Origin of the sequence: Pseudomonas sp. UBA7530 (assembly GCF_002479365.1) — a bacterium.
Taxonomy (GTDB): Bacteria; Pseudomonadota; Gammaproteobacteria; order Pseudomonadales; family Pseudomonadaceae; genus Aquipseudomonas.
Genome location: NZ_DLMS01000011.1, coordinates 291,910 through 304,712, shown reverse-complemented (window position 1 = coordinate 304,712; position 12,803 = coordinate 291,910). Strand labels below are relative to the sequence as shown.

At 56.8% G+C, this 12,803-nt stretch carries 8 protein-coding genes; 7 read left to right on the top strand and 1 reads right to left on the bottom strand.

Going from position 1 to position 12,803, the window contains the following annotated elements:
• The first annotated feature begins 53 nt into the window (after nt 1–53).
• From B2U07_RS15395 to B2U07_RS15365, 7 genes are all read left to right on the top strand, one after another.
• Nucleotides 54–1,598, top strand: a complete 1,545-nt coding sequence (locus B2U07_RS15395; RefSeq protein ID WP_296277249.1) for an HsdM family class I SAM-dependent methyltransferase — start codon at nt 54–56, stop codon at nt 1,596–1,598.
• A complete protein-coding gene (locus tag B2U07_RS15390) occupies nt 1,595–2,791 on the top strand; it encodes a restriction endonuclease subunit S (RefSeq protein ID WP_296277248.1) in 1,197 nt (398 codons plus the stop codon). The genes B2U07_RS15395 and B2U07_RS15390 overlap by 4 nt, the downstream gene beginning before the upstream one ends.
• Entirely contained in the window at nt 2,791–3,447 is a 657-nt protein-coding gene (locus tag B2U07_RS15385; protein ID WP_296277247.1) for an abortive infection family protein, read from the top strand. Before B2U07_RS15390 ends, B2U07_RS15385 begins: the two co-directional genes overlap by 1 nt.
• A gap of 130 nt (nt 3,448–3,577) precedes the next feature.
• Complete coding sequence (gene rhuM, locus B2U07_RS15380; protein WP_296277246.1) at nt 3,578–4,258, top strand: virulence protein RhuM/Fic/DOC family protein; 681 nt, start codon at nt 3,578–3,580, stop codon at nt 4,256–4,258.
• Between the two features lie 11 nt (nt 4,259–4,269).
• Nucleotides 4,270–7,482: a type I restriction endonuclease subunit R gene (locus tag B2U07_RS15375; RefSeq protein WP_296277245.1), complete on the top strand. Its 3,213-nt coding sequence runs from the start codon at nt 4,270–4,272 to the stop codon at nt 7,480–7,482.
• Nucleotides 7,483–8,135: 653 nt separating this feature from the next.
• Nucleotides 8,136–8,750, top strand: coding sequence for a biliverdin-producing heme oxygenase (locus B2U07_RS15370; RefSeq protein ID WP_296277244.1), 615 nt, complete (start codon nt 8,136–8,138; stop codon nt 8,748–8,750).
• Nucleotides 8,747–10,996, top strand: a complete 2,250-nt coding sequence (locus B2U07_RS15365; RefSeq protein ID WP_296277243.1) for an ATP-binding protein — start codon at nt 8,747–8,749, stop codon at nt 10,994–10,996. Before B2U07_RS15370 ends, B2U07_RS15365 begins: the two co-directional genes overlap by 4 nt.
• A 312-nt stretch (nt 10,997–11,308) precedes the next feature.
• On the opposite strand, the gene B2U07_RS15360 is transcribed toward B2U07_RS15365, so the two are convergent.
• Nucleotides 11,309–12,739 (bottom strand): HD domain-containing phosphohydrolase, encoded by a 1,431-nt coding sequence (locus B2U07_RS15360; protein WP_296277242.1) that lies wholly within the window; start codon nt 12,737–12,739, stop codon nt 11,309–11,311.
• Nucleotides 12,740–12,803: the final 64 nt, after the last annotated feature.

Genomic DNA, 12,803 nt, shown 5'->3' with positions numbered 1-12,803 from the left:
TACGTGATGCTCTCAGGAGCCCACGTTCGATTTCACGAGTGGATAGGAACCAAATGGCTAGGCCCAAAGCAGTAAAATCGAGCAAAGAAGAGCCCCTGGAAAAACAGCTCTGGAAAGCCGCCGACAAGCTGCGCAAAAACATCGACGCCGCCGAGTACAAGCATGTGGTGCTCGGCCTGATTTTCCTCAAGTACATCTCCGACTCGTTCGAAGACATGTACAACAAGCTCAAAGCCGGCGAAGGCGAGTACGCCGGGGCAGACCCGGAGGATAAGGACGAGTACAAGGCCGAAAACGTATTCTTCGTGCCGCTCGAAGCACGCTGGTTCTATCTGCTGAGCATGGCAAAGCAACCCGATATAGGCCGGCATGTGGACAACGCCATGGACGCCATCGAGAAGGAAAACCCTTCGCTCAAGGGCGTGTTGCCCAAGGTGTTCGCGCGGCAGAACCTCGACCCTGCAAGCCTTGGCGGGCTGATCGACCTAGTGGGCAATATCGCCCTGGGTGATGCCAAGAACCGCAGCGCCGATGTGCTGGGCCATGTGTTCGAATACTTCCTCGGTGAGTTCGCCCTGGCCGAAGGCAAACAGGGTGGCCAGTTCTATACCCCGCGCTCCATCGTCGAGCTGCTGGTCATGATGCTGGAACCCTACAAGGGCAGGGTATTCGACCCCTGCTGCGGTTCCGGTGGCATGTTCGTGCAGTCGGAAAAGTTCGTCGAAGAGCACCAGGGCAGAGTCAACGATATCTCCATCTATGGCCAGGAAAGCAACCAGACCACCTGGCGCCTGGCACGGATGAACCTGGCCATTCGCGGCATCGACTCCTCCCAGGTGAAGTGGAACAACGAAGGCTCCTTCCTTAATGATGCGCATAAAGACCTGAAAGCCGACTTTATCATCGCCAATCCGCCGTTCAACGTCAGCGACTGGAGCGGCGAGCTGCTGCGTGGTGATGGCCGCTGGCAGTACGGCACCCCGCCGGTGGGTAATGCCAACTTCGCCTGGCTGCAACACTTCGCCCACCATCTGGCACCCAATGGCCGTGCCGGTGTGGTGCTGGCCAAGGGCGCGCTGACCAGCAAGAGCAGCGGCGAAGGCGATATCCGCAAGGCGCTGATTGCCGATGGCAACCTGATCGACTGCATCGTCAACCTGCCGGCCAAGCTGTTTCTGAACACCCAAATTCCGGCTGCGCTGTGGTTTATGAACCGCGCCCGCAGCAATGGCCACCCGCGCAAAGGTGAAATGCTGTTTATTGATGCCCGGAACCTCGGCCACCTGATTAACCGCCGCACCCGGGAACTTAGCGCCGAGGATATTCAGCAAATCGCCGACACCTACCACGCCTGGCGCACCGGCGAAGACGGCTATGCAGACGTAAAGGGCTTCTGCGCCTCGGTGCCCCTGCAGCGGGTGGCGGAGCTTGACTACGTATTGACGCCGGGTCGCTATGTGGGCCTACCTGACGAGGACGACGACTTTAACTTTGCTGAGCGTTTTGCCGCATTAAAGGCAGAATTTGAGGCGCAGTTGTTGGAGGAGGCGCAGCTTAATAAGGCTATCGCCAAGAATCTGGCGAGATTGCAGCTATGAGTGAGTGGCAAGTCTTTTTGGTCGAAGATATCGCTGCGCCGGGTAAAAATTCATTAGCGACTGGCCCATTCGGCTCATCAATCAGCTCTAAATTTTTTGTTGAACAGGGTGTGCCTGTAATTCGAGGAGGAAATCTAAGCACAGAGGTCGGCAAACGCCTTAATGATGAGGGGTTGGTTTTTGTTTCCAAAGATAAAGCAGAGGAATTCAGTCGCTCTGTAGTAGGTGCAGGGGACTTAATATTTACATGCTGGGGAACAATTAATCAGGTCGGATTAATTGATAGCAGAGCAAGCCACCCTAACTATGTGATCTCAAATAAACAAATGAAGCTCAGCGTTGACCGAAGCAAAGCTGATCCATTGTTTATTTATTATCTTTTTTCTGGACCAGAAAAACAGCAAGAGATTCTAAATAATGGAATAGGCGCGGCCGTCCCGGGATTTAACCTAGGCCAGCTTAGAAGGATGGCTATTTCATTGCCAAAGCTGGAAGAACAAAAAGCCATTGCATCTGTGCTCAGCAACCTCGACGACAAAATCGATCTACTCCACCGCCAAAACAAAACTCTCGAAACCATAGCCGAAACTCTGTTCCGCCAGTGGTTTGTAGAAGAAGCGCAGGAGAGTTGGGCGACGGGAAAGCTAAGTGATGAGTTTGACTTCACGATGGGGCAGTCTCCACCAGGCGATTCGTTCAACACAGAATATATTGGTATACCAATGTTCCAGGGGAATGCGGATTTTGGTTTTCGCTTTCCGAAAAATAGAGTCTTCACCACAGAACCAAAACGCTTCGCACAACCAATGGATACTCTGATCAGCGTTCGCGCCCCTGTTGGAGCACAAAACATGGCAAACCAAGAGTGCTGTATAGGTCGCGGTATTGCTGCATTTCGATACAGAAGCAACAGTAATTTCTATACATACACATACTTCAAGCTTCGTTCCTTGATGACAGAGATCATGAAGTTTAACGATGAAGGCACTGTTTTTGGCTCAATCAGCAAATCGGATCTTGAAACCATTACCTCATCAATTCCCACAATCAATTTTATTGAGCGTTTTGAGAATGAGGCCAAACCAATAAATGACAAAATTATCCGGAGCTGCGAACAAATCAACAGCCTCGAAAAGCTGCGCGACACCCTATTACCAAAATTAGTAAGTGGTGAAGTAAGGGTATCTTACTGATGGAAAAGCTTCGCGCATTGGTTCTTCAGCACCATAGATGGAGTGGTCTTTCTGAGTATATTGATCGCATTGAGGCTTCAGCTTCTATTGACTTTAGCCTTGCGCTTGAAAACTCCAAGGCAATGATAGAAACCATCAGCAAAGAACTCTGCCAAGCAAATGACGTTGTACTAAAAAATGAGGACTTCCATCAGATTGTAAGGTGTGCATTTTCTGCTCTTGGCTATAGCAACTCAAATAACGTTAGTCAGATATCTAGAAGCCTGACAACAATCGCATTACAAGTTGGAACATTAAGAAACCAGATCAGCCCCACATCTCACGGACGAACTCTAGACGAGCTTAAAAACAGAAACAGTCAATTTGACGAAATGACGAAGGACTTCCTGATCGACAGCACACTCTCAATAGCTGTTTTTCTAATCCGAGCTTTTGAGGAGAGAAAATCTACCGTCGAATCGAAGACGATTTCTGATGAAGAAACTATGCCTGCCTATGAGGATAACGAAGAATTCAATGATTTTTGGGACGAATCATTTGGTGAATTTGCAATGGGCGAGTACTCCTATACGGCTAGCGAAATATTTTACAATGTAGATCTGCCTGCCTATCAAACAGAATACAAGATCTTCTTAGAGTCTGAGGGTGACGAGTGAGCAGATTATCGGGCCCAATGATTGGACTACTTGGGAAGTTCGGCTACCGCTCTATTCACGGCCCTAATGTCAAGTCGCAAGATTTCAGTAAGCGTCGAGGCGTTACCTACCACGCAGGAAGGCTGTGCAGATGACCCCGCAACCGCAAAGCCAGATCACCCTCTACCAAACCGCTGAAGGCAGCACCGAGCTCGATGTGCATATCCAGGCAGACACGGTTTGGCTGCGCCAGGAACAGATGAGTGAGTTGTTTGGCCGCGAGCGTTCGGTGATTACCAAGCATTTGCGCAATATCTTCGCCGAAGGCGAGCTGGATGCCGATTCAGTATGTGCAAATGTTGCACATACTGCCGAGGACGGTAAGACCTACCAGGTCAAGCATTACAATCTGGATGTGATCATCTCGGTGGGTTACCGGGTCAAATCAGTGCAGGGGACGCGCTTTCGTCAGTGGGCCACTCAGGTACTGCGTCAGCATCTGGTCCAGGGTTACAGCCTGCATCAGGTCCGCTTCGAACAGAACGCTGCCGAATTGGAGCAGGCCCTGGCGCTGATCCGCAAGGCGGCGAATCTACTTTATTTCGTGGTGAAGAATCATCCGTTTACCGATGGCAACAAGCGCAGCGGGGCCTTCTTGTTCGTCGATTTTCTGCACCGCAACGGGCGTTTGCTCAATACTCGCGGGGAGCCGGTGATCAACGATACCGGCCTGGCCGCCCTGCCCCTACTGGTAGCGGAGTCGGACCCCAGGCAGAAGGACACCTTGATCCGCCTGATCATGAACATGCTGGCGGCGCCAGAACATCCATAGGGAAATCCATTTTGTCCACACTAACCGAATCCGCTATCGAAACCTTCGCCATCAGGTTGTTCGAACGCCTGGGCTATCAGGCCATTCACGCCCCCGATAGCGCGCCGGACAGTGATAATCCGGAGAGGAGCGACTATGCCGAAGTTCTGCTGCTTGGCCGGTTGGAAAAGGCAGCTCGGCGCATCAACGCCAAGCTGCCGGTGGATGTCGTCCAAGACGCGTTGAAGAATGTGCAGCGCGTGCAGTCCCCCGAACTATTGGCGAATAACGAGGCGTTTCACCGTTTACTGAGCGAAGGCGTGCCGGTGAGTCGGCACAAGGATGGTGACGAGCGTGGCGAACGGGTCTGGCTGATCGACTTCGCTCACCCGGAGAACAATGAATTCGTAGTCGCCAGCCAGTTCACCGTGATTGAGAACAACCAGACCAAACGACCGGATTTGGTGCTGTTCGTCAACGGTATGCCCCTGGTGGTGATCGAGCTGAAAAACGCCGCCGCGGAAAACGCCACGCTGAAAAGCGCCTACCAGCAAATCGAAACCTACAAACAAAGCATCCCAAGCCTGTTCGCCAGTAATGCCTTCGTGGTGATCTCGGATGGATTGGAAGCCAAGGCCGGTTCGCTCTCGGCGGGATTGTCGCGCTTTATGGCGTGGAAGAGTGCCGACGGCAAGGCCGAGGCCTCGCACCTAGTCAGTCAGTTGGAAACCCTGATCGTCGGCATGCTGAACAAGGCCACGCTGCTTGACCTGCTGCGCCACTTTATCGTGTTCGAGAAGGGTAGAAAGGAAGACCCGAAAACCGGCCAGATCACCATCAACACGGTGAAGAAGTTGGCGGCTTATCACCAGTATTATGCGGTCAATGCGGCGATAGCCTCCACTTTGCGGGCCGTGGATATGGACTCAGGCCTGAGCACCAGGGAAAACCCTGCCAGCTATGGCCTACCCGGCGTGACCAGGCAGCCCCGAGGCGATAAGAAGGCGGGTGTGGTGTGGCACACCCAAGGTTCGGGCAAATCGCTTTCCATGGTGTTCTACACCGGCAAGATAGTCTTACTGCTGGATAACCCAACCATTCTGGTGATCACCGACCGTAACGACCTGGACGACCAGCTATTCGACACCTTCGCCGCCTCCAAGCAGCTGCTGCGCCAGGAGCCGGTGCAGGCCAAGGACCGTGACGACCTCAAGGCATTGCTCAAGGTGGCCTCCGGTGGCGTAGTGTTCTCCACTATTCAGAAATTCCAACCTGAGGAAGGCAACGTCTACGAAGAGCTTTCCGAGCGCCGCAATATAGTAGTGATCGCCGACGAAGCGCATCGCACCCAGTACGGCTTTGCGGCCAAAACGGTGGACGAGAAAAGCGCCGACGGTACCCTGATCGGCAAGAAGGTGATTTACGGTTTCGCCAAGTACCTGCGCGATGCCCTGCCCAACGCGACCTACCTGGGCTTTACCGGCACCCCCATCGAGAAGACCGACGTCAATACGCCCGCCGTGTTTGGCAACTACGTGGATATCTACGACATCGCCCAGGCCGTGGACGATGGCGCTACGGTGCGCATCTTTTACGAGAGTCGCTTGGCTAAAGTGACGCTCAGCGAAGAAGGCAAACAGCTGATCGCCGAACTGGACGAAGAGCTGGAGCAGGAAGAGCTGACCGAAACACAGAAAGCCAAGGCCAAGTGGACGCGGATGGAAGCACTGATCGGCAGCGAGCAACGCATTAGGAACATTGCAGGCGATATTGTTGCCCACTTCGACGCCCGCCAGGAGGTCTTTGCAGGCAAGGCCATGGTGGTAAGCATGTCGCGGCGCATTGCTGCCGAGCTGTACAGCGAGATAGTCAAGCTGCGTCCGCAGTGGCACTCGGATGACTTGAGCAAAGGTGTGATCAAGGTAGTGATGACCGCTTCGTCCAGCGATGGCCCGATGTTGGCCACACACCACACCAGCAAAGAACAACGCAAAATGCTAGCCGAGCGGATGAAGGACGATACCGACCCGCTCAAGTTGGTGATCGTGCGCGATATGTGGCTGACGGGCTTTGACGCACCCAGCATGCATACCCTCTATATCGACAAACCGATGAAGGGCCACAACCTGATGCAGGCCATCGCCCGGGTGAATCGCGTGCATAAGGACAAGCCGGGCGGCCTGGTGGTGGACTATTTGGGCATTGCCGCCGATTTGAAAGAGGCGCTGTCGTTCTACTCCGATGCCGGCGGCAAAGGCGACCCGACCCTGGCGCAGGAGCAAGCGGTGGCGCTGATGTTGGAGAAGATCGAGGTGATCTCAGCCATGTACCACGGGTTCGCTTATGAAGACTTCTTCGAGGCCGATACTGCACAAAAGCTCTCGCTGATCCTGGCGGCGGAAGAATATATCCTCGGGCTGGAAGATGGGCGTAACCGCTATATCAAGGAAGTCTCTGCACTGTCGCAAGCTTTTGCCATTGCGGTGCCCCATGAGCAAGCGCTGGATGCCAAGGACGAAGTGAGTTTCTTCCAGGCGGTCAAAGCCCGCCTGGTCAAGTTCGACGGCGGTACTGGTGAAGGCCGCAGCGATGAAGACATCGAAACCACTATCCGTCAGGTGATCGACAAGGCGCTGGTATCGGAACAGGTGATCGACGTGTTCGATGCGGCAGGCATCAAGAAACCGGATATCTCTATTCTCTCCGACGAGTTTCTGGCCGAACTGAAGGACCACAAACACAAGAACGTGGCGCTTGAGGTGCTTAAGAAGCTGCTAAACGACGAACTAAAAGCGCGGACCCGAAAGAATCTGGTGCAGAGCAAGAGCTTGATGGAGATGCTGGAAAACGCCATCAAGAAGTACCACAACAAAATCCTGACTGCCGCCGAAGTGATGGACGAGCTCATCAAGATCAGCAAGGAAATCGTGGCCTCGGACGATGAAGCCAAGAACATGGGCCTGACGGATTTCGAGTACGCCTTCTACAGTGCCGTGGCCAACAACGACAGCGCTCGTGAGCTGATGGAACAAGATAAATTGCGCGAGCTGGCCGTGGTGCTAACCTTGCGAGTGCGTGAAAACGCCTCTATCGATTGGACCATCAAAGAAAGCGTCAAAGCAAAACTCAAGGTGATCGTGAAACGTACTTTGCGTCAGTTTGGCTATCCGCCAGACATGCAGTTGCTTGCTACGGAAACGGTACTGAAGCAGGCGGAGATGATTGCAAAAGAATTAACTGTCTAACGCATTTCTGGTTATTGGATGCCACAAATTTGCCACACTCGCTCCGCTAAACGAGGCGCAAACCCGCTAACGGCAGCGTCCACAACTCTTTGATTTTCTAGCTGTTCCGCGCTAACGTCTTGATCGTAAAGGGTGACTTTTAGGACTCCGAAGGCAGGGGTCGAGGGTTCGAATCCCGCCGGATGCGCCAGATAGAAAACAAGGGCCTAGGTGAAAACCTCGGCCCTTTTTTTCGATGGGTGCTGTCTCATGGATATGAGAGGGCGAATGCCCGCTTCGAACCAAGGCCTGATGCAAGGACTAGGTTCTTCCAACAGGCGCTTGGTGCATTCATTCTCAGCGCCCGGCGCACACGGCGAAATCACGCTTGAGCACACGGTGCGACGACGTGCTTATATAGGGCTCTCGGAAATCAGGCTCATGACGCGGTTCAACGGTCCGGATAGCAGTGGGCTGGCGTTTCGAACCCACTCTGCAGCCAGTCGGCGTGCCTCACGATGGCGCTTACACCTGGGCTGGCCTTCGGCCATCCAGCACCCCGCTTATCTGGAATAAACCGTTTTTAGCTTGGGTATGGCACCTCGCGTGATAGGGTTAGTCCCTGCTCATCTTAAAATTGGCCGCCGCACGCGGCCCTCACAAGAGCGTCCCAAATGCAAGCCAAGGCACGCGAAGTTCCTGTGCTGCCGGTGCTACAGGATCTGCGGGCCGGTACTGCAAAAATGCACATCGGTCTGGAAAAACAACTTCCCTTTTTCTCTGACCTTCTCGACAGAAACGCCTTTCAACGGCTGATGCAGGCCTACTACGGCTTCTATCTGCCCCTTGAAAATGCCTTGCTCGATAGCGACGTGATACCTGCCGATTTCGACCTGGTGTCGCGCCTCAAAGCACCGACCCTGTGCAAGGACCTGCATGCTCTAGGCCTTTCAGCCGAGGCCATCGAGCGTTTGCCGATCTGCCAGAGATTACCTGCAATAAACTGCAGGCCCGCCTTCCTGGGCGTTCTGTATGTGCTCGAAGGGGCCACACTCGGTGGACAAATCCTGCGCCGGGAAATGGCTTCACGACTAGGCCTGAACGCCGACAACGGAGCGGCGTTCCTCGATATCTATGGCGCGGAAACCGGGCGACGCTGGCGCAGTTTTATTACGTATCTGGGAAGTCAATCCCTGGATACGGACGAGCGCGAAGCCGTTGTCATGGCGGCCCAGACCACATTCGCCTGTTTCGAGCGCTGGCTCGAACGCAGAGAGGTACTGATATGACCCCGCAGAACAAAGAGGCCTTCGAAGAACTGTTGGCCAACTGCGCCGACGAGCCAATCCGCTTCCCCGGGGCGATCCAGCCTCATGGATTGCTGCTGACACTCAGCGAACCGGATCTCGAGATCATCCAGATCAGCGCCAATGTCGAAACATTGCTGGCGCACACGCCGCAAGAACTGATCGGCCAACCGTTACACAAGCTGATTGGCCAGGCCCACGCCGAAGCAGTACGCGAGGCGTTGCTGCGGCCAGCGTTCGCCGACGCCGGGCCACTTCACTTTCACATCAATGGCATGACATTCGAGGGCTTGCTGCATCGGCATCAGGGCGTGTTGATCCTGGAGCTGGAAATCCACGTGGAAAATTTCCAGCCGCGAAACGTCGCGGGGCTCAACACCAACCTGGGACGCATGCTCCAGCGCCTGCAACAAGCGAGCACGCTGCAGGAGCTGTACGACATCAGCGTCAAGGAAATTCAGGCGATGACCGGTTATGACCGGGTGCTCATCTATCGCTTCGAGGAAGAGGGCCATGGTCAGGTAATCGCTGAAGCCACCGCGCCGTCAATGGAGCTCTTCAATGGCCTGTTCTTCCCCGCCTCGGACATACCCGAACAGGCCCGCGAGTTGTATCGCACCAATTGGCTGCGGATCATCCCCAACGCCGATTACCAACCGGTGCCTCTGGTGCCGAAGCTGCGTCCCGACACGCAGACCCCGCTGGACCTGAGCTTCGCCACGCTGCGCAGCGTTTCCCCGATTCACTGCCAATACATGAAGAACATGGGGGTGCTGTCGTCGATGAGTATCTCCCTGCTCAAGGACGACAAACTCTGGGGCCTGATCAGCTGCGGCAATCGCCAGCCGTTGCACGTACCGCATGAGCTGCGTAGCGCCTGCCAGACTATCGGCCAGGTACTGTCGCTGCAGATCAGCGCCATGGAGTCGCTGGAGATCAACCGTCAGCGTGAAGCGAAGATCGATGCGCTGAGGCTGCTCAATCAGGCCATGATCGATTCTTCGCAGACTGTTTTCGATGGGTTGGCAGCGCAACCTGAGGTGCTGATGGCGCTGACGGGGGCTGGCGGTGTCGCAGTCATCGAAGACAAGCAGCTACGCCGATACGGCAACTGCCCGGAGCCTCAGGAAATCCGTGCGCTGCACCAATGGTTGCAGGACCGGGGCGAGCCGGTGTTTTCCAGTCATTGCCTTTCTGCTGCCTATCCGCCCGCCGCGCAGTATCCGCAGGTGGCTAGCGGCCTACTGGCGATGAGCCTGCCCAAGCCGGTGGATAACGGGGTTCTGTGGTTTCGTCCAGAGGTGAAGGAAAGCATCAACTGGAGCGGCGATCCGCGCAAACCCATGGATCTGGAAAATTCCGATGCTGGCCTGCGCTTGCGGCCTCGCACATCGTTCGAAATCTGGAAGGTGGAGATGGCCGGGATCTCAACCAAATGGAGCCAGGGAGACTTGTTTGCGGCCAACGACTTGCGCCGCTCGGCGCTGGAGCATGATCTCGCCCGGCAAGTACGCCGCGAGCAGGAGGCGGTGCGTGCCCGTGACGAGCTGGTTGCCGTGGTCTCGCATGACCTGAGAAACCCCATGACGGTGATTTCGATGCTCTGCGGCATGATGCAAAAGACCTTTAGCTCTGACGGCCCGCATACCTCGCGACGCATCGCTACCGCGCTCGACACCATGCAGCAGGCCGCCGGACGGATGAACACGCTGCTCGAGGATTTGCTCGATACGTCGAAGATCGACGCCGGGCGCTATACCATCACCCCGCAAAAGCTCGATGTCGGGCACATGTTCGAAGAAGCGCAATCGCTGCTCGCACCACTCGCGCTTGATAAGGACATCAGTATTTCCTTCGAGGCTGATCCTGATCTGCGCATTCATGCTGATCCAGAGCGGCTGTTTCAGGTGCTCTCGAACCTGATCGGCAATGCGATCAAGTTCACCCCGCGACAGGGCCAGGTCGGAGTCCGTGCGAAATCTGTCGGCGATGACATCGTATTCACCGTGCGCGATACCGGCGAGGGCATCCCCACGGAGCACCTGCCTCATGTGTTCGACCGTTACTGGACGGCAAAGGATGGCAATCCCACCGGGACGGGTCTTGGTTTGTACATTACCCAAGGCATCGTGGAAGCCCACGGCGGGCATATCGGCGTCCAGAGCGAACTGGGCAAGGGCTCGGAGTTTCAGTTCACCGTGCCGGCGCTTGCGGAAAGTGCGCTGTAGGCGACTCGGACGCCTCTCTAGCGGCGAGGTTCTAGCTGGATAGGCGTCCGAGATCAGCAGGCCAGTGCCGCCAGGACCATCGCCACGCAATGGAGAGAAATACGCATGGATATTCTGCCGCTGATCGCTATCGCATTCGTGGTGTTCTGCATCTATTCGTGGCAACGCTCGAGGCCCAAGTCACGCGCGGGTAAAAGCAGGAGAAGCGGCCTGAGCGGGCAGGATTCCAGCCCCGGATACGGTGACGGGGGCTTCGACTCGGGCGGCGGGGGCGATGGTGGCGGCGGGGGCGACTGATCCGTCGCTCCTGTCTCAAATCACTCCCAAGGTCAGCGCCTTTAGCGTCGCAGCGGCGCGCGTCGAGCACTGCAGCTTGCGGAACACGCTCTCGACATGGGTGCGCACGGTGCTCGGGCTGATGCCCAGGTCGCGCGCCACCGCCTTGTTGCTCGCCCCGCCGCTGATGCGCTGCAGAATCTGCGTTTCGCGCTCGCTGAGCAGGCCGTTGCCAGCTTTGCTGGCCAGCGGCGCATGCTCGCCGTGCGCCGCGCTGATCACCGCCTGGCAGGCTCGCAGATCAAAGCGGCCCTGCTCGGCTTCATCCTGCAGCAGCCGGGCGGCCTGATCATCATCTAAAGCTGCGCGCCAGGGCCGTTCGGCACGCAGTGCTTGCCAGGCCAACGCTGCGCTCAGCAGGCGATGCTCGGCCTGCAGGGCTTCGCCACCGAGGGCGCGAAAATAGCCGCTGCCATCCAGACGCTCGTAGGCATGCGCAGCCAATTGTCCGGCTTCGTTCAGGCCGTCGATCTGGCTGCAGGCCCGATGCGTCCAGTAGGGCACCAGACGTACCGACTCAAGATCGCCGTCAAGCAAAGGCCCGGGCGTGCTCCAGACCCGATTGGGCACGGCCGCACGGCCCAGGCCATGAATCAGCGCCGCCTTGGCGAGCATCTCGATGCGCGGCTCGGGTAGGCCCCACAGCCGGCCGGCGTCACGCACGAGGTTGGCAGCCTGACGCGAATAGCCGGCCAGCCAGGGCAGCTTGAGGTCGATTACGTCGCCCACCAGGGTCAGGGGTACTTCCGGCCCTGTTCTCGGTTGGGCGACCTCGGGCGTACGCAAGGCTTGCAGCCAATCCGTCGCGTGGCGTGACAGTGCGGCAACCAGCGCAGCTGGGTAACGGCGATCGCCCTGAGCGACGATCCACTCCAGCGCTGCCTCCAGCCCATGAGCCCTCGACAGGATTTCCAGGTCGCCCGCCAACACCACCTGATACACCACTTGCGGAACATCCGGATGGCGCAGACCGAGCGGGCGGCCGCTGCCGTCGTAACATTCGAAAATGTGCCGCAGGCCATGCTCGACGTCACTTCCCAGCGCCAGTGTGCGCGCCACCTCGCCGGCGACTTCGCAGTGCACCACGGCCAATGGCGTGGTGCGCAGCATGGCGCGCCGGCCGGCAGCATCGAGCGTATGCGCGAGCATATCGCGGCGCCCGCCGACATCGTCACCAAGCAGGCGCATGAACCCCTCAGCGTTGGCAGTACAGCCAGACCAGCGCAGCAACGCCACCTGCCGCACCGCAGCGATCTGCGCCTGATCGCCGCCGCTGGCCTGCACCAGCCACTGGGCCAGGCGCGCGGTACGGCGCGATTGATCGATCGGTTGGCCCATGCTCAGGTCACCGACCATGGCCAGCGCCAGCAGGGCGTCTTCCAGCGCGACGGCGTCATTCACCTGCATTGCATACCTCTCCTTTTTCCACGCCTCGGATAAACGACCGATACCGCAGCCTCGGCGCATTACC

Bases quoted from the DNA above. Each gene is read 5' to 3' on its own strand.
- B2U07_RS15370 (WP_296277244.1), top strand. From the start codon at position 8,136: ATGCAAGCCAAGGCACGCGAAGTTCCTGTGCTGCCGGTGCTACAGGAT.
- B2U07_RS15385 (WP_296277247.1), top strand. From the start codon at position 2,791: ATGGAAAAGCTTCGCGCATTGGTTCTTCAGCACCATAGATGGAGTGGT.
- B2U07_RS15365 (WP_296277243.1), top strand. From the start codon at position 8,747: ATGACCCCGCAGAACAAAGAGGCCTTCGAAGAACTGTTGGCCAACTGC.
- B2U07_RS15360 (WP_296277242.1), bottom strand. From the start codon at position 12,739: ATGCAGGTGAATGACGCCGTCGCGCTGGAAGACGCCCTGCTGGCGCTG.
- B2U07_RS15395 (WP_296277249.1), top strand. From the start codon at position 54: ATGGCTAGGCCCAAAGCAGTAAAATCGAGCAAAGAAGAGCCCCTGGAA.
- rhuM (WP_296277246.1), top strand. From the start codon at position 3,578: ATGACCCCGCAACCGCAAAGCCAGATCACCCTCTACCAAACCGCTGAA.
- B2U07_RS15390 (WP_296277248.1), top strand. From the start codon at position 1,595: ATGAGTGAGTGGCAAGTCTTTTTGGTCGAAGATATCGCTGCGCCGGGT.